This is a genomic window from Microbacterium neimengense (assembly GCF_054782995.1).
Genome location: NZ_BAAGRK010000001.1, coordinates 157,794 through 180,976, shown reverse-complemented (window position 1 = coordinate 180,976; position 23,183 = coordinate 157,794). Strand labels below are relative to the sequence as shown.

The window sequence follows — 23,183 nt, the reverse complement described above, 5'->3', positions numbered from 1 at the left end:
ACCCCTCGGCTCCGGGCGCGCGAGATCGTATCCTGCGTCGATGAGCACCCCGAAGAAGACCGCCCGGCGTCTCGAGAGCGACCCGCGTCTGCGCACGCTCGCGAAGGCGGGCTACGCGGCGACCGGCCTCGTCCACGTCATGCTGGGAGGCATCGTGCTCGCCGTCGCGTTCGGCGGAGACGGGGACGCCGACCAGTCCGGGGCGTTCCGCGCACTGGCGGCCTCACCTGGCGGACTCGTCGCGCTCTGGGCGGTGGCGCTCGCGCTCCTGGCGCTGGCGCTGTGGCACGCGGTGGCCGCGCTCGCGGGTGCGGGCGAGAAGGGCACATGGACCCAGAGATTGTCAGAGGCAGGCCAGGCCGCTGCGTTCGCGGCCCTCGGCATCATCGCGATCGTCGTGTCCGTCGGCGGCCGATCGGATGGAGACGAGAGCATCAAGGAGACGAGCAGCGGAGTCCTGTCGATCCCCGGCGGGCCCTTCATCCTCGGCGCGGTGGGAGTCGGCGTTCTCGTGGCGGGCATCGGGTTCGGCGCGATCGGGGTGCGACGAGGCTTCCGCAAGAAACTCTCGGTGCCTGCCGGAGCGATGCGGGCCGTGGTCGAGACGCTGGGCGTCGTCGGCTACGTGGCCAAGGGCGTCTCGCTCGCGACGGTCGGCGTGCTCCTGGGTGTCGCCGCGGTCCGCGTCGATCCGCAGGAGGCGGGTGGTCTGGACGGCGCGGTGCGGTCCCTCCTCGAGCTGCCCGCGGGCCCGCTCATCGCGATCGCGGTGGGTGGCGGACTGATCGCCTACGGACTGTTCTGCCTGTTCCGCGCGCGATACGCCCGCCTCTGAGACGCGCAGCGCCCGACCACCGTGTTGCCGAGGTCCGCGCGGAGACGGCAAGCTGGCACGATACCCGTCGAACAAGGAGCGAGATGACGTCGTCCCCCACCCTCCGCGGCTACCCGTTCCAGCCGGCGGATCCCGGCCTCATCGGGCTGCTCGGTTTCGTGATCGCGACCCTGACAGCGCAGCTCGCGCACCTCGGACTGCAGGACGAGAATCCGGTGTTCTGGATCGGGGCGGCCTTCGGCGGTGTCGTGCAAGTGACGGCCGGAATGCTCTCCTACTTCATCGGCGACGACTTCCACTTCATCGTCTACAACGCGTTCGGCTGGTACTGGATCGTCGTGCCCGGATTCCTGCTGGGCGAGGAGCTCGGCTTCTTCGAGGTGACCGCGCAGGCGCGCGGACTCTTCTCGCTGATCTTCGCCGTGTTGGCGCTCCTGTTCGCCGTGCCGGGGGCGCTGCACAACCGGGTCCTGCCCACCACCCTGATCTGTGTCGCCGGCGGACTCGGTCTGCAGTCGGCCGGAGCCTTCACCGGCGAGCCGACTCTGGGCTCGCTCGGATCTGTGCTGCTGCTGGCCGCATCCGCCTTGGCGCTCTACATGCTCGTCGAGAAGTTCCTGTGGCGAACGATGCACCGCCGCCTGCTGCCCCTCGGCCGCCCCTGGCTGCGGGACGCGCCAGCGTCCGAGAGCTGAGGCTCAGCCCTCCTGCAGCAGCCGGTACGCCGTTTCGAGCGCGACCTTCTCGCGTGAGCCCGTGCGACGGTCCCACACCTCGACGAGCCCCTCGGCCGCATCACGGCCGACGACGACGACGCGCGGGATGCCGACCAGCTCGGCGTCGCCGAACTTCACCCCGGGTGAGACCTTGGGCCGGTCGTCGTAGAGCACGTCGAAGCCCCGGGACTCGAGCTCGGTGCTGATTCGCTCGGCGAGCTCGAAAACCGCGGCATCCCGGCCCGCCGCGACGACGTGCACGTCGAAGGGCGCGACGGACGCGGGCCAGATGAGGCCCTTCTCGTCGTTGTTCAGCTCAGCGATGATCGCGAGGATGCGGGTCACGCCGATGCCGTAGGAGCCCATCGTGACGGTCACGAGCTTGCCGTTCTCGTCGAGCACCTTGAGCCCCAGCGCCTCGGCGTACTTGCGCCCGAGCTGGAAGACGTGCCCGATCTCCATGCCGCGCGCGAGCGTGACAGGGCCGGAGCCGTCGGGGGCGGGGTCGCCCTCGCGCACGTTCGCGACGTCGACCGTGCCGTCGGCGAAGAAGTCGCGGCCCGCCACGAGCGAGTGCACGTGCTTCTGGTCGATGTTGGCGCCGGTGACCCACCTCGTCCCGTCGACGACGCGCGGATCGAGCAGGTACCGGATGCCGGTGGCCGACTCTTCGCCCAGCACGGCGCCCTCGGGCGACCAGGGCCCGATGTAGCCCTTGACCAGCAGCGGGTGGGCCGCGAAGTCCGCCTCGGTGGCGGGCGCGACCTCGGCCGGCGCGAAGGCGACCTCGACGCGCTTGTCGTCGACCTCGCGGTCGCCCGGGAGACCGATGACGACGAGCTCGCGCGAACCGTCGAGGTGCGTGAGCGCGAGCACCACGTTCTTGAGCGTGTCGGCAGCGGTGTACTCGCCCTCGAGCACGGCGTTCATGTGGTCAACGAGGGTGGCGATCGTCGGGGTGTTCGGCGAGTCGAAGACGACCGGCTCCGGCAGGCCCTCGATCGGACCGGCCTCCGGTGCCGCCGTCGTGTACGCCTCGACGTTGGCCGCATACCCTCCCGCGGAGCGCACGAAGGTGTCCTCACCGACGGGGGTGGGGTGCAGGAACTCCTCGGATCGGGATCCGCCCATCGCGCCCGCATCCGCCTGCACGATGACGTACTCGAGACCGAGCCGCTGGAAGATGCGCTCGTAGGCGTCGCGCTGCGCCTGATAGGAGGCATCGAGCCCCGCATCCGTCGCATCGAACGAGTAGGCGTCCTTCATCGTGAACTCGCGGCCGCGCAGGAGACCCGCGCGGGGGCGCGCCTCGTCGCGGTACTTGTCCTGGATCTGGTAGATCGTCAGCGGGAGGTCCTTGTAGGACGAGTAGAGATCCTTCACGAGCAGCGTGAAGGCCTCCTCGTGCGTCGGGGCGAGCAGGTAGTCGCCGCCCTTGCGATCCTGGAGACGGAAGAGCAGGTCGCCGTACTCGTCCCAGCGGCCCGTGGCCTCGTACGCGCCGCGGGGCATGAGTGCCGGGAAGTGCACCTCCTGCGCACCGGCCGCCGCCATCTCCTCGCGCACGACCGTCTCGATCTTCGCCTTCACCCGCAGCCCCAGCGGGAGCCACGCGAAGATGCCGGCCGCCTGCGGTCGGATGTAGCCGGCGCGGATCAGCAGCTTGTGGCTGGCGACCTCGGCGTCGGAGGGGTCCTCGCGGAGCGTGCGGAGAAAGAACGTTGACAGACGTGTGACCACGATTCCCAGTCTACGGATGCGGCGGGCCGCCGTGAGCGCGACGGTTCACGGCGGCCCGGGTGTCCCGGGCGTCAGCCGAGCGTGGCGTTGAGGGCAGCGAGCGCTTCGGCGGCATGCGCCACAAGCCAGTCCCGCATCTCGTCGGTCTGCTCCATCCCGCTGTTTCCGACGATGAGCAGGTTGTCCCCGCTCTTCACGACCACATCGACTCCGTTCCCTTCCCAGACGAAATAGTTCGGCACGGCGACGGCGCCATCGCTCCCCGACACGTCCACGAGGAGCGCGAACTCCGACCCGGCGATCGCGTCGTACGTCTCGCCGCCGCCGGGGATGACGATGATCGACATGGACTGGTTGTCCGGTGCGACCCAACTGCACGCGTCGAGTTGTGGATGTGCGATCTGACTCGCACGGGTAGGCATCTCGAGCAATGCCATGCCCGACAAGTTTGGTTTGCTCGCGGTGAGGTGGTCGAACCTCGGAGCGATGGCATCGCAGCCGTTCGCTGCCCACCAACTCGGCTGCGGTTCAGCGGGTCGCGAGGCGGGGAATTCCGCGGCATTCTCGCCCAGGATGTCGAAGAGCTCGGCGAACTCCCCGGGGCCGACAGACGGCACATCGACCTCTGCACCCTCGGGAGAGCCCGTCCACTCGATGACGATCCAGTTACCGTCTACGACCGCCGCGGCGCGACACACGCGCCCGTCACAGACCCCCTGCTCGAGAGGTGGTTCTGAAGGTAGGAAGATCACGGCAGGAAGCACCGTGATCTCGGTGTAGCCCCACAGATAGGCATCCGGTACGGCCCAAATGCAGGTGATCCCGCCGCTGATCGTCATCGCAGGGTCAGCCCATCGCGCGGGGACCTGGCGCATCTCGACCCCCATCCACTCGCTCACCTGTGGGAGGGTCAGCATGTTGTCGCAGGAGCCGCCGAACGGTCGGACAGCGCCGCGGTCGAGCGTCGGCTCCGGCTGCGGTTCGAGAGTGGGTGTGGGCGTGGGCGTCGTGGTGGTCTCGATCGGGGTGGCGATCCGGTCCGGGCTGCCGAGCGCGGTCAGCGCGACCGCACCGACGACCGCCGCGACCAGCACGACCGCGGCGCCTCCCGTGATCGCCTGCATCCGACGGCGCCTGGCTGCTCGCATCCGGCCCGCGCCCGCGGTCACCAACGCGCGCAGCTCGTTCTGTTCACCGGCGGAGAGCCGGTCGTCGTTCACGCCCATGACGCCTCCACCTCGGCCATCTCGTCGCGGAGCCTGGCTTTGGCCCGCGACAACCTCGACTTGACAGTCCCGGGCGCAATACCCAGAGCATCCGCGACCTCCCGCTCGGAGAAGCCCTCCAGCACCGACAGCACGACAACGGCCCGCTCCCGCTCCGGCAGCTTCTTCAGTGCGGCAAGCACCCCGCTGTCGTCCGACGTCGCCGGCCCATCGACATGACGCTCGGCCGGCGTCTTCGCCAACAGCGCCCGATACCGCCTGGCCGACCGCTCCAGATTCCGTGCCGCATGAGCGACCGTCACCAGCAGCCACGGCAGCACGGAGCCGTCCACCACATGCACCGCGCCGCGCTTGCGCCACAGCTCGAAGAACGCCACCGCCACCGCATCCTTCGCATCCTCGTGGTCCCCCAACAACCGGAACGCATGCCGGAACACCCGTTCCTGATGCAGATCGAACACATCCCCCAACGCCGACTCATCGCCGGCACGCACGCGTTGCCACACCGCGGCTTCAGCATCTCTCACACTCTGAAGTGTCCGGCATGGTGCGTTCGGTTCCCGAACCGAGCAGATTCATCCGAACCTCGTGACGTGTGCACGGCCAGGTCGCTCATGCATGCCCCACGCGCCCCTCCCGTTCGCATCTGCACCACGCATCGTGCAGACGTCGCAGGACGGCGCGGCGATTTGACCCGGAGGGTGCCGTCGTGCGCAATATATTGCATGCCGATTCCCTCGCAGACCCTTCCGCCTCGGTCATTACTGCGCGACGAGGTCTACGTGCGCCTGCGCGACGCGATCGTCGACGGCACCCTCGCACCCGACGAACGACTGCGCGACACGGAGATCGCCGCGTGGCTCGGAGTGAGCCGCACGCCGGTCCGAGAGGCCCTGCTGGAGCTCGGTCGGTCGGGGCTCGTGCGCGCGCTTCCGGGCCGCTCCACGGTCGTCGCACCGATCGACCCGCCGAGCGTCCGCGACGCGCAGGCGGTCGTCGCGGCCATGCACCGGCTGGCGGTCGAGACGGCGATCCCCCGCCTGACCTCGGACGACATCCAACGGATGCGGCAGGCGAACGCCGCCTTCACCGCCGCGCACGCCGCCGGCGACGTCGAGGCCGCCCTCGCCGCCGACCGTGCGTTCCACGATGTGGCCCTCGCCGCATCCGGAAACGCCGCGGTACGCACCGTTCTGGGACAGTACGAACCCGTGCTCCAGCGCGCAGAGCGGCTGCGCTTCGGCTCGACCGAGGGGCACGCCTCGGCCCTACGCCACGCGCGACTCATCGAGCTGTGCGCGGCCGGCGATGTCGCCGGCGCCGCGGTCCTCGCCGAACAGACCTGGCAGAGCCTCGCCGTCGAGCAGCCGCAGACCCCCGACAGCCCGACACTCGAGGAGCACTCCGCATGAAGCTCGACCAGTTCCCCCGCCACTCGCTCACATTCGGGCCCAGCCCGCTGCAGCACCTGAAGCGTCTCACCCAGCACCTCGGCGGCGCCGAGGTGTGGGCCAAGCGCGAAGACGTCTCCAGCGGACTCGCCTTCGGAGGCAACAAGGTGCGCAAGCTCGAGTACATCGTCCCGGACGTGCTCGCCTCGGGGGCGGACACCCTCGTGTCTATCGGCGGCTACCAGTCGAACCACACGCGCGCGGTCGCCGCCGTCGCCGCCCACCTGGGTCTGAAGGCGCGCCTCGTGCAGGAGAAGTGGGTGCCTTGGGATGACCCCACCAACGACAAGGTCGGCAACATCCTGCTCTCACGCATGATGGGAGCGGACTCGCGGCTGGACGACGCCGGCTTCGACATCGGCATACGGGATTCGTGGCGGCAGGCTCTCGCGGAGGTGGAGGACGCCGGCGGCACGCCGTACCCGATCCCTGCCGGAGCGTCCGAGCACCCGCTAGGCGGTCTCGGCTTCGCCAACTGGGCCTTCGAAGTCGCGGAGCAGGAGCGACAGCTCGGCGTCTTCTTCGACACGATCGTCGTGTGCACGGTGACCGGCTCCACTCACGCCGGCATGATCGCCGGCTTCGCCGCACTGGAGGACCTCACCGGCGTGAAGCGCCGAGTGCTCGGCATCGACGCATCCGCGACGCTCGCCAAGACCCGCGACCAGGTCGGCCGCATCGCCCGCGCCACGGCCGAGCTCATCGAGCTGGGCCGCGACCTACGCGACGACGAGATCCAGGTGCTCGAGGGCTGGGCGGGCGATCTCTACGGGATTCCCGTCGACTCGACCATGGAGGCGATCGCACTGGGCGCCCAGCTCGAGGCGATGATCACCGACCCCGTGTACGAGGGCAAGTCGCTGGCGGGGCTCATCGACCTCGTCGGCTCCGGCGACATCCCGAAGGATTCCACGGTGCTCTACGCGCACCTCGGCGGTCAGCCGGCGATCAACGCCTACCACTCCCTCTGGAGCTGACCCTCTCAGCGGAGCGCCTCGCATCCGTCGCGCGGATGCGAGGCGCTCGTGCGTGTGGAGCGGCCAGCGCACTGGATGCCGGAGGTGCGACTCGGCGACCGGATGCGGGCAGGTCAGGCGGTGACGACCTGGGTCGTGCCCAGCGGAGCGTCGGGGCCCATCTCGGCCGCGATGCGGTTGGCCTCCGCGATCAGGGTCGCGACGATCTCGCTCTCGGGCACGGTCTTCACGACCTCGCCCTTGACGAAGATCTGCCCCTTGCCGTTGCCGCTGGCGACGCCGAGGTCGGCGTCGCGCGCCTCACCGGGTCCGTTGACGACGCAGCCCATGACGGCGACGCGCAGCGGCACGGTCATGTCCTTGAGCCCCTCGGTCACATCGTCGGCCAGCGTGTAGACATCGACCTGCGCGCGGCCGCACGAGGGACACGAGACGATCTCGAGCTTGCGTTCGCGGAGGTTCAGCGACTGCAGGATCTGGTGGCCGACCTTGACCTCCTCGGCAGGAGGCGCGGACAGCGAGACACGGATGGTGTCGCCGATGCCCTCGGAGAGCAGGATGCCGAAGGCGGTGGCCGACTTGATCGTGCCCTGGAATGCCGGGCCCGCCTCGGTGACGCCCAAGTGCAGCGGCCAGTCGCCGCGCTCGGCGAGCAGGCGGTACGCCTTCACCATCACGACCGGATCATTGTGCTTGACGGAGATCTTGAAGTCGTGGAAGTCGTGCTCCTCGAACAGCGACGCCTCCCAGACGGCGCTCTCCATGAGCGCTTCGGGGGTGGCCTTGCCGTACTTCTCGAGCAGACGCTTGTCGAGCGAGCCGGCGTTGACGCCGATGCGAAGCGAGACCCCCGCCGCCGATGCGGCCTTGGCGATCTCGCCCACCTTGTCGTCGAACTGGCGGATGTTGCCGGGGTTCACCCGGACTGCGGCGCATCCGGCATCGATCGCCTGGAACACGTACTTCGGCTGGAAGTGGATGTCGGCGATGACCGGGATCTGGCTCTTCTTCGCGATGATGTGCAGCACATCCGCGTCGTCCTGGCTGGGAACCGCGACGCGCACGATCTCGCAACCGGATGCGGTCAGCTCCGCGATCTGCTGCAGCGTCGCGTTGATGTCGGTCGTCTTGGTCGTCGTCATCGACTGCACGCTGACGGGCGCGTCTCCGCCGACGAGCACCTTGCCGACCCGGATCTGACGGCTCTTGCGACGCGGGGCGAGGATTTCCGGGACGCGCGGCATCCCGAGGTTCACGGCTGGCACGCGATCAGCCTACGCGCCCGCTCCTGTGTGGGGACCGAGGCTTGCGCACGGTCGGCCCGACGTCACCGAGCGGTCATGGATGGATGTGGTACTTTCTCGCCATGCACACGAACCGCACCTGGTGGCACACCGCGTAGGCGGTGTGCGTGTGCGACACGGACCGCCCCCGGGCGGTCCTTCTTCATGAGGCGGCCGCTTTCTGGACGAAGGAACGACCAAGATGGACAACGCCGCCTCCCTGATCAGCGAGCTGACCGCATCCGCCGCGCCGTTCGCGCTCATCGCGCGCGACCCGCAGACCGTCGAGGTGCTCACCGGCGAGGTCGTGGACGTCGAGCTGCTCGCGGACATCCCGCTGCACGACGCCGACGGCACCCCCCGCGAGGTACTGGCGCTCGTGCCGTACCGGCAGGTGCGCGAGCGCGGCTTCGTCTGCCACGACGACGGAGCGCCACTGCGCTGCCTGGTCGTCACCGAGCATCGCTCGCTTCCGCGCACGGAGGTGCTCGCCGCCCTCCCCACGACGCCCGTCCCTCTCGAGGATGCGGGCTTCGACATGTCGGACGAGACGTACGCCGGTATCGTCCGCACCGTCATCGCCGACGAGATCGGCCGGGGGGAGGGCGCGAACTTCGTCATCCGGCGTGACTTCACCGCGTCGGTGACGGCCGACCCGCGCGTCACCGCGCTTACCTGGTTCCGCGCTCTGCTCGAGCACGAGCGCGGCGCGTACTGGACCTTCGCGGTGGTCACCGACGGGCACGTCGCCGTCGGTGCGAGCCCCGAGGCCCACGTGAGTGCCCGGGGCGGCATCGTCACGATGAATCCGATCTCCGGCACCTTCCGTCATCCCGACACCGGCGCGACGGTCGAGACGCTGGCCGAGTTCCTGGAGTCGACCAAGGAGACCGAAGAGCTCTTCATGGTCGTGGACGAGGAGCTCAAGATGATGAGCGCCGTCTGCTCCGACGGCGGACGCATCACCGGCCCGCATCTCAAAGAGATGTCGCGGCTCACGCACACGGAGTACATGCTGCGCGGCTCGTCGCGACTGGATCCTCGCACCATTCTGCGCGAGACGATGTTCGCGCCCACGGTGACCGGTTCGCCCATGCAGAACGCGTGCACCGTGATCGCCCGACACGAGACCGAGCCGCGCGGCTACTACTCCGGGGTCGCTGCGCTGTTCACGCCGACCGCGGATGCGGCAGGCACCGGCCACGACCTCGACGCACCCATCCTCATCCGCACCGCCTACCTCGTCGACGGCCGCCTGCGGGTACCGGTCGGCGCCACGCTCGTCCGCCACTCGGACCCCGATGGCGAGGTCGGCGAAACCCACGGCAAGGCCGCGGGCGTGCTGGGTGCCATCGGCGCCGTCCCCCGCACGCGCGTCGCGGACCCCGACGCACCCGCCGCTGCCCGACCCCTCGCGGAGGATCCGGACATCGCCGCCCTCCTCGCCTCCCGCAACTCCCGCCTCGCAGCGTTCTGGTTGAACCCGCAGGGCGGCTCCTCCGACGGCCCGTTCGCCGGCCGCACGGCGGTCGTCGTGGATGCGGAGGACCGCTTCACGACGATGCTCGCGCACCAGCTACGACACCTCGGTCTCGAGACGACGATCGTCGATTGGAGCGTCGCGGACGCGGCCACGCTCGACGCGGCGGATCTCGTCATCGCGGGCCCGGGTCCCGGCGACCCCCGCGACGATGACAGCGCCCGCATCCGTCGGATGCGCGAGATCGTCGGTGCCCGGCTGGATGCCCGCCGGCCGCTGCTCGCCGTGTGTCTCAGCCACCAGATCCTTGCGGACCGGCTCGGCCTCGCCCTCGCGCCGCTGGCGCGTCCGCACCAGGGCCTGCAGCTCGAGGTGGACGTGTTCGGCGAGCCCGCATCCATCGGCTTCTACAACACCTTCACCGCGCGCGTCGCACCGGGCACGTCGGTCATCGACGGCGCCGAGGTGTCGGCCGATCCGGTGTCCGGCGACGTCTATGCGCTGCGCGGAGACGGGTTCGCCTCGGTGCAGGGGCACCTGGAGTCCATCCTGTCCCGCGACGGGATGCGGACCCTCGAGCGCCTCATCTCCGCCGCCCTGGGAGCGCCAGCGGCCTGACGCCGCTCAGATCAGCGACAGCGGGTTGATCAGATCTGCCAGGATCAGCACGCCGCCCATGACCGCGAGCGCCGCCACGACGACGAATGTCACCGGGACGAGCTTGGTCGCGTCCACCGGGCGGGGAGCGGGTCGGCGGGCGATGCGGGCCCACCACTTCTTGATGCCGTCCCACAGGGCGACGACGACGTGACCGCCGTCGAGCGGCAGCAGCGGCACGAGGTTGAAGACGAACAGCGCGATGTTCAGCGAGCCCAACAGGCCGATGATGCCGGCCACGCGGTTGACGATCGGCGAGGACGAGGACGCCATCTCGCCCGCGATCACGCCCGCACCCACGACGCTGAGCGGACCGTTCGGGTCGCGTTCGGCGCCGGTGACGAGCGTCGAAGCGGTCTCTGCCACCATCACCGGCAGCTTCACGATGATGCCGGCGACGGCACCCACGTTCTCGATCGCCGCCTGGGGACCCGCCCACAGCGGCTGAGCGACCAGTGCGCCGGTGGGGCGCACCCCGATGAAGCCGATCTCCGTGCTCGGGTCGTCGCCCTTGGGAATGGCCGCAGGGGTGATGGTCACCGTGCGCTGCGTGCCATCGCGCTCGATGACGAAGTTCATCGCCCGCCCCGGCGACGCCTGGATGAGCGCGGTCGCCTCCGCGAAGTCGGCGACCGGCTGGCCGTCGATCGAGACGATGGTGTCACCCGGCTCGAGGCCGGCCTGCTCGGCGGGCGCTGCGGAGGAGGCGCACTCCTGGGACGTGGAGGACGCCGGAACGCACTCGCTGAGCGAGGACACGGTCGTCGTCGCCGTCTGCACCCCGATTCCGCTGAAGAGGATCGTGAAGAGCACGATCGCCTGCAGGAGGTTCATGAAGGGGCCGCCCAGCATGATGATGACCCGCTTGTAGACGGGGAGCCGGTAGAAGGTGCGGTCCTCGGCGCCGATCAGCGTCTCGGCGTTGGCCTCGCGGGCATCCTGCACGAGCGTGCCGAAGAAGCGGGACGACACGCGCCGCCGAGCCGCGCGACGGGGCGGTGCGGAGTCCTCTTCGAGCGCCGGCGCGGGCGGGTACATGCCCGCCATCGAGATGTAGCCGCCCAGCGGCAGCAGTTTGACGCCGTACTCCGTCTCGCCCCGGCGACGCGAGAACAGCGTCGGGCCGAAGCCGATCATGTACTGCCCGACGCGCACGCCGAACGCCTTGGCGGGCAGGAGATGGCCGATTTCGTGGAGGGCGATCGAGACGGCGAGGCCGACGACGAGCACCACGACACCGATCACGAAGGCGAGGATCGTCACCGCACCACCGTAGCGGCGACGGCTTTGAGCGAGCCGTGCACGGCCACGGCGAGCCACGAGCACGGACCGCGTCTGATTGAATGGAGCGCCATGTCATCGCCCGCGAATCTGCCCCCGGTCCTGCGCCCAGAGAACCCTCCGACGCGGGCGCTGGGCGACCTCGCGAACCGCTTCGGAGCAGAGGTCCGCGGCGACGCGCGGGGCGTCTCGCTGCACGGGATCACGCTCGCGACCGCCGATCTCCGCCCGGGTGAGGCGTTCGTCGCCCTCCGTGGCGTGAACCGCCACGGCGCGGAGTTCGCGGCTCAGGCGATCGAACGCGGCGCGGTCGCGATCATCACGGATGCGGCGGGCGCCGAGCTCATCGGCGCATCCGCCGTGCCGGTGCTCGTCCTCGAGAACCCGCGCGCGCGGATGGGCGAGCTCTCCGCGTGGGTCTACGGCACGGGCGTCGACGACGATCTCCCGCTCCTGTTCGCCACCACGGGGACCAACGGCAAGACGAGCGTCTCCCACCTCCTCGAGGGCATGCTGTCGCAACTCGGTGTCGTCACGGGGCTCTCCTCCACCGCCGAGCGTCACATCGCCGGCCAGGTGATCGTCTCGCGACTGACCACCCCGGAGGCGTCGGAATTCCACGCTCTCCTCGCGCTCATGCGCGAGCGAGGCGTCGAGGCCGTCGCCGTCGAGGTGAGCGCACAGGCGCTCAGCCGCCACCGCGTAGACGGGATCGTCTTCGACGTCGCCGCCTTCACGAACCTCACCCACGACCACCTCGACGACTACGCAGACATGCAGGAGTACCTCGAGGCGAAGCTCCCGCTGTTCCGCCCCGACCGCGCCCGCCGTGCCGTCATCTCGCTCGACTCGGCCGCAGCGGCCGACGTCGTGGCGCGCTGCGAGATCCCGTTCACGACCATCGCGACGCCCGACATCGCCGCCGACGCCGAGCTCGCCGCGACCGCGGAGTGGCGGGTTGAGATCATCGACGAGCGGCAGGAAGGCACCCGGTTCGCCCTGCACGGCCCTGCCGGCGAGCGCCTCGAAACAGTGGTGCCGGTCATCGGCCGCCACATGGCGGCCAATGCGGCGCTCGCGATCGTCATGATGCACGAAGGCGGCTATCCGTGGCGGCGTCTTGTGGACGCGCTGGACGGCTCACGCATCGATGCCTACCTGCCGGGTCGCACCGAACGGGTGTCGGGAGATGCGGGACCTGCCGTGTACGTGGACTTCGGGCATTCGCCCGACGCCTTCGAGAAGACCCTCGCCGCCGTCCGCCGTGTCACCCCCGGCCGCGTGCTGATGCTGTTCGGCGCGGACGGCGACCGTGACACGACGAAGCGCCACGACATGGGGCGCACCGGCGCCGAGGGTAGCGACATCCTCGTCATCACCGACCACCATCCGCGTTTCGAGGAACCGACCTCGATCCGGGCGACCCTCATCGAGGGGGCTCGCCGCGCACGTCCGGATGCCGAGATCCACGAGTTCTCGCCGCCCGAGCGCGCGATCATCGAGGCCGTCGCGCTGGTCGGCGAGGGCGACGCGATCCTCTGGGCCGGACCCGGTCACCAGGACTACCGCGACATCCGCGGGCAGCGCACGCCGTACTCCGCCCGCGAGCTCGCTCGCCGCGCGCTGCGGGATGCCGGGTGGCCCGTTCCCGAGCCGCGCTGGCCCGTTCCCTACGAGCACTGAACCCGCATCCGTCCGCTCCGCGGCGACTCCTGTCGCGCGCAGGACCTTGGTCCCTGGCGTGCCGAGAACCTTGTTGTTCCCACACAAGGAAGTCAGTGGTCTGACCTCTCTGATTATTCACGGCGTGCACACTCCGAACACCGCCGCAGCCCGGGTCTAGCGTGACAACAGGCCCGCCGGGCGGGCGCCCGACGACGAGCACCACCCCGACGCGACCGGCCCCACGAGGACAAGGAAGCGACATCATGAGCATCGTCACCCCCGCAGGAGTATCCCGCGACGCGCAGGACGCCCAGCCCCAGGCCTGGGACGGCTTCACGGCCGGCCCGTGGCAGGACGGCGTCGACGTGCGCGACTTCATCCAGCGCAACTACACCCCGTACACCGGCGACGGCTCGTTCCTCGCGGGATCCACCGAGCGCACGACGCGCGTGTGGAACACGCTGGCTGCCATGTTCCCCGAGGAGCGCGAGCGCGGCGTCTACGACATCGACCCCTACACGCCCGCCGCCATCACCGCTCACCAGCCCGGCTACATCGCGAAGGACGACGAGCTCATCGTCGGCCTCCAGACCGATGCGCCTCTCAAGCGCGCGATCATGCCCAACGGCGGATGGCGGATGGTCGAGGGCGCCCTCAAGACCTACGGCTACGAGGTCGACGAGACCCTCAAGGCGATCTACACGCAGTACCGCAAGACCCACAACGAGGGCGTCTTCGACGTGTACTCCCCCTCGGTGCGCGCCGCCCGTCGGTCGCACATCATCACGGGCCTGCCCGACGCCTACGGCCGCGGCCGCATCATCGGCGACTACCGCCGCGTGGCGCTCTACGGCGTCGACGCGCTCATCGCCGCGAAGAAGATCGACAAGCTCGGCCTCGACACGACGCCGTTCTCGGAGGACATCGTGCGCGCCCGCGAAGAGCACGCCGAGCAGATCCGCGCCCTGGGCGAGCTGAAGCAGATGGCCGCCTCCTACGGCTACGACATCTCCGGACCCGCCACGACCGCTCGCGAGGCCGTCCAGTGGCTCTACTTCGCCTACCTCGGTTCGGTGAAGGAGCAGAACGGCGCGGCGATGTCGCTCGGTCGTACCTCGACCTTCCTCGACGTGTTCGTCCAGCGCGACCTCGAACGAGGGCTGCTCACCGAGAGCGAAGCCCAGGAGATCGTCGACGACTTCGTGATCAAGCTGCGGATCGTGCGGTTCCTCCGCACCCCCGAATACGACCAGCTGTTCTCCGGCGACCCGACCTGGGTCACCGAGACGATCGGCGGCGTCGGCGAGGACGGCCGGCCGCTGGTGACGCGCACCTCCTTCCGCTACCTTCAGACGCTCTACAACCTGGGTCCCGCACCCGAGCCGAACATGACCGTGTTCTGGAGCGAGCAGCTGCCCGAGGGCTTCAAGAACTTCTGCGCGCAGGTCTCGATCGACACGTCGGCCGTCCAGTACGAGTCGGATGACCTCATCCGCGCCCAGTGGGGCGACGACGCGGCCATCGCCTGCTGCGTGTCCCCGATGCGCGTCGGCAAGCAGATGCAGTTCTTCGGCGCGCGCGTGAACCTCGCCAAGACCCTCCTGTACGCCATCAACGGCGGACGCGACGAGGTCACCGGCGAGCAGATCGCCCCCGAGGAGACGCCCGTCGGCGACGGCCCCCTCGACTACGCCGACGTCGACGCACGCTTCGACCGGATGATGGACTGGCTCGCCGCGACCTACGTCGAGGCACTGAACTGCATCCACTGGTCGCACGACAAGTACGCGTACGAGCGCCTCGAGATGGCGCTTCACGACAAGGACGTGCTGCGCACGATGGCCTTCGGCATCGCCGGCCTCTCGGTCGCGGCGGACTCGCTCTCCGCGATCAAGTACGCCACCGTCACCCCGATCCGAGACGAGCGCGGCATCGTCGTCGACTACCGCACGGAGGGCGTCTTCCCCGCCTACGGCAACGACGACGACCGAGCGGACGCGATCGCCGTGGAGCTCGTCGAGCGGTTCATGGCGAAGCTTCGCCGTTACCCGATGTATCGCAACGCGCTGCCGACGCAGTCCGTGCTGACGATCACCTCGAATGTGGTCTACGGCAAGGCCACGGGGAACACCCCCGATGGGCGCCGGGCCGGCGAACCGTTCGCACCGGGCGCGAACCCGATGAACGGACGTGACACCCACGGGATGCTGGCCTCGGCGCTCTCGGTCGCGAAGGTGCCGTACACGGAGGCCCAGGACGGGATCTCGCTGACGAACACGATCGTGCCTGCCGGCCTCGGCCGCACCGCCGACGAGCGTTCCCACAACCTGGCGGGACTGTTGGACGCGTACTTCAGCTCGAACGGCTACCACATGAACGTCAACGTGTTGAACCGCGAGACGCTGCTGGACGCCATGGAGAACCCCGAGGCGTACCCGCAGCTGACGATCCGGGTGTCCGGCTACGCCGTGAACTTCGTGCGGCTGACGCGCGAGCAGCAGCTGGACGTGCTCTCCCGCACCTTCCACGGGGGGATGTGAGGCACTCATGACCGTGCTGCTGGGCACTCCGCTCCCCCGGGACGCGGTGCAGCTCGATGCTCCAGCCGTGGAGGCCGGCACCACCCGTCGCGGTGGTGCCGGCCTCCACGGCCTCGAGGTCGCCGACATCGACCGCGCGGGGCGTCTCGCCGCGATGCGCTCCGGCGAGCTCGGGTCCGTACACTCCTGGGAGCTGGTGACGGCTGTCGACGGCCCCGGAACGCGCCTGACCCTGTTCCTGAACGGCTGCCCGCTGCGGTGCCTGTACTGCCAGAACCCGGACACCTTCGCCATGAAGGACGGCGTCCCCGTGACCGCGGATGCGGTGCTCGAGCGCCTGCGCAGGTACCTCGGCGTCTTCCGCGCCACCGGCGGCGGTCTCACGATCTCCGGAGGCGAGGTGCTCATGCAGCCCGCGTTCGCCGCCCGGCTGATCCGCGGCGCCAAGGCGATGGGGATCCACACGGCGCTCGACACCTCCGGCTACCTGGGAGCGCACGCATCCGATGAGATGCTCGCCGACACCGACCTAGTCCTGCTGGACGTGAAGTCGGGAGACCCCGACACCTACCGCCGCGTCACGGGCCGCGAACTCGAGCCGACCCTCGAGTTCGGTGAGCGGCTCGCACGCCAGGGCGAAGTTGAGGTCTGGGTCCGGTTCGTCCTCGTCCCGGGCCTCACCGACGAGGTCGACAACGTCGCCGCCGTCGCCCGCTACGCCGCATCCCTGAATGAGATCCGCCCCGGTACCGTCACGCGTGTCGAGGTCCTGCCGTTCCACCAGATGGGTCGCGACAAGTGGCACGAGCTGGGACGCACCTACCCCCTGGAAGACACTCCCGCACCCGAGAAGGAACTCATCGATCGGGTGCGCGCGCAGTTCGCGGCGGAGGGGCTGACGGTCTACTGACCGGACGCTGCCACAGCCGCATCCGCCGCACGACGCGCCCAGCTCTCGGCATCCGCCAGGCCCTCGCGACTCAGCGTCGCGGGGGCCTCGTGCAGATCGACCACGCGACGGACGATGTCGAGGATGTCGAGGAATCCGATCCGTCCGTCGTGGAACGCATCGACGGCCTGCTCGTTGGCCGCGTTGAACACCGCAGGATACGTGCGCCCCGCCTCCCCCACGCTCTTGGCGAGCGCGACCGCAGGGAACGCCGCCTCGTCGAGCGGCTCGAACGTCCACGTCGACGCACGGGTGAAATCGAGCGGTGTGCCGACACCGGTCACCCGGTGCGGCCAGTCCAGGCCTAGCGAGATCGGCAGACGCATATCCGGCGGCGATGCCTGGGCGATGGTGGACCCGTCCACGAACTCGACCATGGAGTGGACGATCGACTGCGGATGCACCACGACGTCGATGTCGGCATAGGGAACGTCGAAGAGCAGATGCGCCTCGATGACCTCGAGTCCCTTGTTCACCAGGCTCGCCGAGTTGGTGGTCACCACGCGTCCCATGTCCCACGTCGGGTGGGCGAGAGCCTCGGCAGGCGTGGCCGTGGCGAGCTGCTCGCGCGTGCGTCCTCGGAACGGTCCTCCGGATGCGGTGAGCACGAGTCGGCGCACTTCGGAGGACTCTCCCGACCGCAGCGCCTGTGCGATCGCCGAGTGTTCGGAGTCCACCGGGACGATCTGGCCCGGCGCGGCGAGGGCGGTCACCAGCTCACCGCCGACGATGAGCGACTCCTTGTTCGCGAGCGCGAGCGTGCGTCCCTCCTCGAGCGCGGCCAGGGTCGGACCGAGCCCGACGGAGCCCGTGATGCCGTTGAGCACGACATCCGCCTCGACGCCGCGGACGAGCGCCTCGGCCTCGACGGCTCCGAGCGCCGTGTCGGCGACGCCGAACTCGGCCGCCTGCGCCTCGAGGCCCGCGCGGTCCGTGCCCGCGGCCAGGCCCGCGATGCGGAAGCGATCCGGATTGTTCCGGATCACCTCCAGCGCCTGGGTGCCGATCGACCCGGTGGAGCCGAGGACGACGACGCGCCGCACGGGATCAGCCCTCGGTCGGCTTGGTGGAGACGATGTCGATGACGAAGACGAGCGTCTCGCCTGCAAGCTGCTGCTGCGACGACCCCGCCTCGCCATAGCCGCACGCCGGCGACATCGACACCAGCACCTGCGAGCCGACCTTCTGACCTTCCAGCGCACGCTTGAAGCCGACGACCACGCCATCGGTGGAGAAGCTCGCGGTCTGGCCGCGGTCGTAGCTCGAGTCGAACGTCGAGCCATCCGACCACTTCACACCCGCGTAGTTGACCTCGACCGTGTCGCCGGCACCGACGGTGTCGCCGTCGCCCTGCTTGAGCACGTCGACGCGAACGCCGTCCTCCGGGGCGGATGCCGGAATGGTGATCGTGGGCTTGTCATCGGTGAAGGTCACGGTGGGCGCCTCGCCCGAGAACGGCTCGGCCTGGCACCACTGCGCCTCGGGCGTCGAGGAGAGGAGATCCACGACGAACACCTGTGCGGCGCTGTTGCTGCTCGCGGGCAGGGTCGCGACGACGCGGGTCCCGGGGGTGGCGCAGCCGAGGACCTTGCCGAGCACGCTCTCCGCGGCGACGGGCTGCGGCTGCACGGGTGTGCCGTCGTAACCAACGGATCCCTGCAGCTGCCCCGTGGCGGCGTCGAAGGCCGACAGCGCGTACGACACGTAGTCGCCCGCGGCGATGGGAGTGCCGGTGCCCTCGGTGATCACGGTGCGCTCGACGTCCGAGATGTCCAACGGAGCGGTGAAGGTCGCGGTCGGCTGCTGACCGAACTCGCCCGACACGGTGACCGCGTCGGAAGCGGCCCCCGAGGAGGCGACGTCCGCGCAGAGATCGGCAGCAGCGCTCGCGGCGGGCGTGGAGGTCGCGTCGGGCGAGGATGCGGCGGAGCATCCGGCGAGCGCGAGGGCGCTGACCGCGAGTGCGGACAGGATGTAGAGCGGACGGCGCACGGGAACCTCCATGAATCGGTGCGGGGCCCACCCATCATCCCGCATCCGCCCATGCCCCCGCTGAGAGGGTCCGACGAGGCCTCATGCGCCGGAGGGAATGGAATCCGCAGTAGCCTCGTACGGTGACAGATGCGCAGAGCCGCGACGCGGAGAACGTCCCCGATCCGCGCGCATCCGAATCCAAGCCGGTTACGGATGTCGGCTTCGCCTACTTCCTCGGGCGCCGCGTCCTGGCCCCGCTGGCGCGCGTCGCCTACCGGCCGCGCATCGAGGGGCGCCAGAACGTGCCGCGCACGGGACCGGTCATCTTCGCCGCGAACCACCTCTCCTTCATCGACTCCTTCGCCATTCCCATGGCAGCGCCCCGCCCGGTGCAGTTCCTCGCGAAGTCGAGCTACTTCGACGGCCCCGGGCTCAAGGGCTGGCTCTCCCGGCAGATCTTCCTCGGGCTCGGGGCGAACCCCGTCGAGCGCGGCGCGGGCCAGGCCGCGCTGGATGCACTCGACCAGCAGAAGCGGATGCTGGAGGCCGGCAAGGCCATCGCGCTGTACCCCGAGGGCACTCGCTCACTCGACGGCAGGCTCTACAAGGGGCGCACCGGCGTCGCCTTTCTCGCTCTCCAGACCGGGGCACCGGTGGTGCCGGTCGGTCTCATCGGCACGAACGAAGCGATGCCCGTGGGGGCGAAGTTCCCCCGCACGAAGCCGCGCGTCACGATCCGTTTCGGCGAACCGCTCGATCTCTCGGCCCATGGTCCCGCCAGCTCCGGACGAGCACGCCGCGCGGCGACCGACGAACTCATGGCGGCGATCCACGCCCTTTCGGAGCAGGAACTGGCGGGCACGTACAACGAGGTGCCCGCGCACGGCGCGATCGAACGCATCAAGCGGGTCCTGCCTCACGAGCGCCTCTGACGGCACACTTTCTCATTCACGGCCTTCGGCACTTGACGCTCGACCCCACCGGGTGGAGATTCAGAGCGTCTGCGAAGCCACAATGAGGAGGCATCCGTGAAGAAGTTCATCAACGACCCGGCCCAGGTACTCTCCGATGCTCTGACCGGCATCCGACTCGCACATCCCGAACTGCGCGTCGATTCCACGAACCGCGTCATCTTCCGCGCCGAGGCGACGCGCCCCGGCAAGGTCGCGCTGGTCTCCGGCGGCGGCTCCGGACACGAGCCCATGCACGGCGGGTTCGTGGGCACCGGGATGCTCGACGCCGCCTGCGCGGGCGAGGTGTTCACCTCGCCGACGCCCGACCAGATCCTGGCGGCCACCGTCGGCGCGGACTCGGGCACCGGTGTGCTGCACATCGTGAAGAACTACACCGGCGACGTCCTCAACTTCGAGATGGCGGCAGAGCTCGCCACCGCCGAGGGCGTGCGCGTCGAATCCGTCGTGGTCGCCGACGACGTCGCCGTGCAGGACTCCACCTGGACGGCGGGACGGCGGGGTGTGGGAACGACGGTGGTGCTCGAGAAGATCGTGGGCGCGGCCGCCGAGGAAGGCCTGGACCTCGACGCCCTCGCCGCCCTCGCCACCCGCGTCAGCGAGAACGGGCGTTCCATGGGCGTCGCCTTGACCAGCTGCACCGTGCCGGCGGCGGGCAAGCCGACCTTCGACCTCCCGGAGGACGAGATGGAGGTGGGCGTCGGCATCCACGGCGAACCCGGACGTTCGCGTGTCGCCCTCGCCAGTGCGCACGAGATCGCGCGCATGCTCGTCGACCCGATCGTGCACGACTTCGGCGACGCGCGCGGCGACGCCATCGTGCTGCTGTCGGGGCTCGGGGCCACTCCCCTGATCGAGCAGTACCTCCTGTACGGCGAGATCGCGCCGCTGCTGACGGAGGCGGGCTTCGACGTTCGCCGCGTGCTCGTCGGCGACTACATCACGAGTCTCGACATGGCCGGCGCGTCACTGACCGTCGTGCGGGCCGACGACGAGTTCGTACGCCTCTGGGATGCCCCCGTCGTCACGCCGGGCCTGCGCTGGGGAGCGTGAGAGCGCGATGACCGCAGCCACCCTCGAGACGCTGGGCGCCTGGATCTCCGGCTTCCGCGACCAGATCGCGCAGCACCAGGCAGAACTCACCGAGCTCGACTCCGTCATCGGCGACGCCGACCACGGCTCCAACATGGCACGCGGGATGGAGGCCGTCGTGGCGGCGGTGCAGGCGACGCCGCCGGCGGATGCGGCCGCGCTGTTCAAGACCGCCGGGATGACGCTCGTGTCGACGGTCGGTGGGGCGAGCGGGCCGCTGTACGGCACGTTCTTCCTGCGTCTCGGGGTGGCGGCGGGCGCCATCGCGGAGCTCGACGCCGCGGCCTTCGGCACCGCGCTGCGCGCCGGCGCGGAGGGCGTGCGCACACGGGGCAAGGCCGAACCGGGCGACAAGACGATGCTCGATGCGATGCTTCCGGCCGTCGACGCCTGGGAGGGGGCGGTGGCGGCGGGATCCGACCTCGCGTCGGCCGCATCCGCCGCGGCCGACGCGGCCGACTCCGGCCGGGACGCCACCATCCCGCTCGTGGCGCGCAAGGGCCGCGCGAGCTATCTCGGCGAACGCAGCGCCGGTCATCAGGATCCGGGCGCGACGTCCACGGCGCTGCTGTTCACGACGCTCCGGGATGCGGTGACGGCCGCATGATCGGCTTCGTCGTCGTCTCCCACAGCCGTCCGCTCGCCGAGGCCGCCGTCGCCCTCGCCACCCAGATGGTCGCCGGGGCGATGCCCCCGATCGAGATAGCCGCGGGCTCTGCGGACGGCGGATTCGGCACGGATGCGGCGGCCATCGCCGCATCCGTCGACCGGCTCGATGCGGCTGAGGACGTCGTCGTGCTGATGGATCTCGGCTCCGCCGTGTTGAGCGCCGAGATGGCGCTCGAGTTCGTCGAGCAACCCGACCGGGTGCATCTCAGTTCTGCACCCTTCGTAGAAGGGCTCGTGGCGGCGGTCGTGCTCGCGGCGACGGGAGCCGACTGGACGAGCATCAACGCCGAGCTCGGCGCCGCCTATGCGCAGAAGGCACGCCACCTGGGGGCGGAGCCAGGGCCCGACGAGTCAGCGCCGGAACCGCCTGTTCCTGTGAGCGAGCCGGCGCCCGGCGGTGACGAGGCGTCGTTCGAGGCGGTCGTCGTCAATCCCTCGGGACTGCACGCGCGGCCTGCGGCCACATTCGTGAAGACGGCGGCGCGCTTCGACGCCCTAGTGGAGATCGAGAACGTCGACGCGGGTTCGGGTCCGGTCTCCGCGGCGAGCCTGCTCGCGCTCATCGCCCTGGGCATCGGGCGCGGAGCGCGCGTCCGAGTGCGCGCGCGGGGGCGCGAGGCTCAGCCGGCGATCGACGCGCTGCGCGCCCTCGTCGAAGACGGCTTCGGGGAGCTCTGAGACGCCCGGGGGCTCATGCGCGACAGGCTCATGAGCCGCCGGGCGACGGTCTCCTCGAGCACGAGGTCGGTGATGAGGCCTGCGGCCAGGGCGCCCTGCAGCGCGTCGATCTTCGACAGACCCGACATGACGCAGAAGCGCCGCGGGATGCGGCGGACGTCGTCGAGATCGGGGCCGCTGGATCGCAGATTCAGCGACGGGATGTCTGAGGATCCGTCAATGCGGTAGAACATCGTCGCACAGTCGCCGACGACGCCTTCCTGCTCGATGAGCGCCAGATCGCGCTGGTCGAAGTAGTCGCCCGAGTAGACGTGCGAGGGAACAGCGGCGCGGGGCGATCCGAGCCCGAAGACGAACAGGCCGACGCGACGCTGCATCTGCAGGACGGCGCGCACCGATCGCTCGCGCCACATCGCCTCCTTCGTCGCCGCCTCGTCGAACAGCGCAGGCACCGGGAAATGGTGCACGGAGGCCGACCACGCCGCGCCGAATCTCGACAGGATCTCGCCCGCGTAGGGAACGCCGAAGGTGTGCCCGTTGGCCGCCCCGTTCATCTGCACCACGTGCGTGTCGTGGGTGCGCTTGGTCGGCAGGTGACGGGCGATCGCCGAGAGCGTCGACCCCCACGCGATGCCGACCGTCATCGAGGAGTCGACGTGCTCGCTGAGGATGCGCGCCGCCGACAACGCGGTGCGGTCCAGACGCTCGGCCTCGCCGATGTGACTCGTGGTGGGCACGATGTGCACCGTGATGCCGAACCGCTCCGCCAGCCTCTCCTCGATCTGGCTGCGCGCCGCGAGCGGAGAGTGGACCGAGATCGACACCAGGCCCGTGTCGCGGGCATGGGAGATCAGGCGCGAGACCGAGGAGCGGGAGGTGTGCATCTCGCGCGCGATCGCCTCCATCGTGAGGTCCTGCAAGTAGTACAGCTGTGCCGCGCGCAATGCGTCGCGCACCTTCATCGACCCGGCCTCCGCCATGATCATCCCTTCGCCCGTT

At 69.9% G+C, this 23,183-nt stretch carries 20 protein-coding genes; 12 read left to right on the top strand and 8 right to left on the bottom strand.

Translation table 11 applies throughout. The features are described 5' to 3' along the window. Positions 1-40: 40 nt before the first annotated feature. Positions 41-835 carry a DUF1206 domain-containing protein gene (locus tag ACYVJS_RS00815; protein WP_460736845.1) on the top strand — a complete coding sequence of 265 codons (795 nt, stop codon included), beginning with the start codon at positions 41-43 and terminating at the stop codon, positions 833-835. An 83-nt stretch (positions 836-918) separates the two neighbouring features. Continuing rightward, positions 919-1,530: an acetate uptake transporter family protein gene (locus ACYVJS_RS00810; protein ID WP_460736843.1), complete on the top strand. Its 612-nt coding sequence runs from the start codon at positions 919-921 to the stop codon at positions 1,528-1,530. Positions 1,531-1,533: 3 nt separating this feature from the next. Here ACYVJS_RS00810 and ACYVJS_RS00805 read toward each other — a convergent pair whose 3' ends face one another. The 3 genes from ACYVJS_RS00805 to ACYVJS_RS00795 all read right to left on the bottom strand — a co-directional run bounded on the left by ACYVJS_RS00805 (position 1,534) and on the right by ACYVJS_RS00795 (position 5,044). Then, positions 1,534-3,291 carry a proline--tRNA ligase gene (locus ACYVJS_RS00805; RefSeq protein WP_460736841.1) on the bottom strand — a complete coding sequence of 586 codons (1,758 nt, stop codon included), beginning with the start codon at positions 3,289-3,291 and terminating at the stop codon, positions 1,534-1,536. A 71-nt stretch (positions 3,292-3,362) separates the two neighbouring features. Then, positions 3,363-4,517 carry a hypothetical protein gene (locus ACYVJS_RS00800; protein WP_460736839.1) on the bottom strand — a complete coding sequence of 385 codons (1,155 nt, stop codon included), beginning with the start codon at positions 4,515-4,517 and terminating at the stop codon, positions 3,363-3,365. After that, complete coding sequence (locus ACYVJS_RS00795) at positions 4,508-5,044, bottom strand: RNA polymerase sigma factor (protein WP_460736837.1); 537 nt, start codon at positions 5,042-5,044, stop codon at positions 4,508-4,510. The genes ACYVJS_RS00800 and ACYVJS_RS00795 overlap by 10 nt, the downstream gene beginning before the upstream one ends. A 198-nt stretch (positions 5,045-5,242) precedes the next feature. On the opposite strand from ACYVJS_RS00795, the gene ACYVJS_RS00790 reads away from it, so the two are divergent. After that, positions 5,243-5,929: a GntR family transcriptional regulator gene (locus ACYVJS_RS00790; protein WP_460736835.1), complete on the top strand. Its 687-nt coding sequence runs from the start codon at positions 5,243-5,245 to the stop codon at positions 5,927-5,929. After that, a complete protein-coding gene (locus tag ACYVJS_RS00785; RefSeq protein ID WP_460736833.1) occupies positions 5,926-6,945 on the top strand; it encodes a 1-aminocyclopropane-1-carboxylate deaminase in 1,020 nt (339 codons plus the stop codon). Before ACYVJS_RS00790 ends, ACYVJS_RS00785 begins: the two co-directional genes overlap by 4 nt. 113 nt (positions 6,946-7,058) lie before the next feature. Here the strand turns inward: ACYVJS_RS00785 and ispG are convergent, their stop codons facing one another. After that, on the bottom strand, positions 7,059-8,189 hold the full coding sequence (gene ispG, locus ACYVJS_RS00780; protein ID WP_460737084.1) for a flavodoxin-dependent (E)-4-hydroxy-3-methylbut-2-enyl-diphosphate synthase: 1,131 nt from the start codon (positions 8,187-8,189) through the stop codon (positions 7,059-7,061). Positions 8,190-8,430: 241 nt separating this feature from the next. Between ispG and ACYVJS_RS00775 the strand changes: the two genes are divergently transcribed. Continuing rightward, positions 8,431-10,326 (top strand): anthranilate synthase family protein, encoded by a 1,896-nt coding sequence (locus ACYVJS_RS00775; RefSeq protein WP_460736831.1) that lies wholly within the window; start codon positions 8,431-8,433, stop codon positions 10,324-10,326. 6 nt (positions 10,327-10,332) lie between these two features. Here ACYVJS_RS00775 and ACYVJS_RS00770 read toward each other — a convergent pair whose 3' ends face one another. After that, complete coding sequence (locus ACYVJS_RS00770; RefSeq protein WP_460736829.1) at positions 10,333-11,628, bottom strand: M50 family metallopeptidase; 1,296 nt, start codon at positions 11,626-11,628, stop codon at positions 10,333-10,335. 90 nt (positions 11,629-11,718) lie between these two features. Here ACYVJS_RS00770 and ACYVJS_RS00765 point away from each other — a divergent pair, with 90 nt between their 5' ends. The 3 genes from ACYVJS_RS00765 (at position 11,719) to pflA (ending at position 16,761) form a co-directional block, all read left to right on the top strand. Further along, the gene (locus ACYVJS_RS00765; RefSeq protein ID WP_460736827.1) at positions 11,719-13,329 is read left to right on the top strand and encodes a Mur ligase family protein; all 1,611 of its coding nucleotides are present in this window, start codon (positions 11,719-11,721) and stop codon (positions 13,327-13,329) included. Between the two features lie 245 nt (positions 13,330-13,574). Continuing rightward, positions 13,575-15,851 (top strand): formate C-acetyltransferase, encoded by a 2,277-nt coding sequence (pflB, locus tag ACYVJS_RS00760; protein ID WP_460736825.1) that lies wholly within the window; start codon positions 13,575-13,577, stop codon positions 15,849-15,851. Between the two features lie 7 nt (positions 15,852-15,858). Beyond that, entirely contained in the window at positions 15,859-16,761 is a 903-nt protein-coding gene (gene pflA, locus ACYVJS_RS00755) for a pyruvate formate-lyase-activating protein (RefSeq protein ID WP_460736823.1), read from the top strand. On the opposite strand, the gene dxr is transcribed toward pflA, so the two are convergent. Together dxr and ACYVJS_RS00745 are read right to left on the bottom strand one after the other, a co-directional pair. Continuing rightward, entirely contained in the window at positions 16,755-17,843 is a 1,089-nt protein-coding gene (dxr, locus tag ACYVJS_RS00750) for a 1-deoxy-D-xylulose-5-phosphate reductoisomerase (RefSeq protein ID WP_460736821.1), read from the bottom strand. The two genes, pflA and dxr, sit on opposite strands and share 7 nt — an antisense overlap. Before the next feature lie 4 nt (positions 17,844-17,847). Continuing rightward, positions 17,848-18,804 (bottom strand): FKBP-type peptidyl-prolyl cis-trans isomerase, encoded by a 957-nt coding sequence (locus tag ACYVJS_RS00745; RefSeq protein ID WP_460736819.1) that lies wholly within the window; start codon positions 18,802-18,804, stop codon positions 17,848-17,850. 110 nt (positions 18,805-18,914) lie between these two features. Here ACYVJS_RS00745 and ACYVJS_RS00740 point away from each other — a divergent pair, with 110 nt between their 5' ends. From ACYVJS_RS00740 to dhaM, 4 genes are all read left to right on the top strand, one after another. Then, positions 18,915-19,706 carry a lysophospholipid acyltransferase family protein gene (locus ACYVJS_RS00740; protein ID WP_137416489.1) on the top strand — a complete coding sequence of 264 codons (792 nt, stop codon included), beginning with the start codon at positions 18,915-18,917 and terminating at the stop codon, positions 19,704-19,706. A gap of 96 nt (positions 19,707-19,802) precedes the next feature. Then, positions 19,803-20,798: a dihydroxyacetone kinase subunit DhaK gene (gene dhaK / locus ACYVJS_RS00735; protein WP_460736817.1), complete on the top strand. Its 996-nt coding sequence runs from the start codon at positions 19,803-19,805 to the stop codon at positions 20,796-20,798. Positions 20,799-20,805: 7 nt separating this feature from the next. Then, entirely contained in the window at positions 20,806-21,444 is a 639-nt protein-coding gene (gene dhaL / locus ACYVJS_RS00730; protein ID WP_460736815.1) for a dihydroxyacetone kinase subunit DhaL, read from the top strand. Beyond that, complete coding sequence (dhaM, locus tag ACYVJS_RS00725) at positions 21,441-22,184, top strand: dihydroxyacetone kinase phosphoryl donor subunit DhaM (RefSeq protein WP_460736813.1); 744 nt, start codon at positions 21,441-21,443, stop codon at positions 22,182-22,184. The genes dhaL and dhaM overlap by 4 nt, the downstream gene beginning before the upstream one ends. Here dhaM and ACYVJS_RS00720 read toward each other — a convergent pair. Further along, positions 22,127-23,164 carry a sugar-binding transcriptional regulator gene (locus tag ACYVJS_RS00720; RefSeq protein ID WP_460736811.1) on the bottom strand — a complete coding sequence of 346 codons (1,038 nt, stop codon included), beginning with the start codon at positions 23,162-23,164 and terminating at the stop codon, positions 22,127-22,129. The genes dhaM and ACYVJS_RS00720 overlap by 58 nt on opposite strands. Positions 23,165-23,183 lie beyond the last annotated feature (19 nt).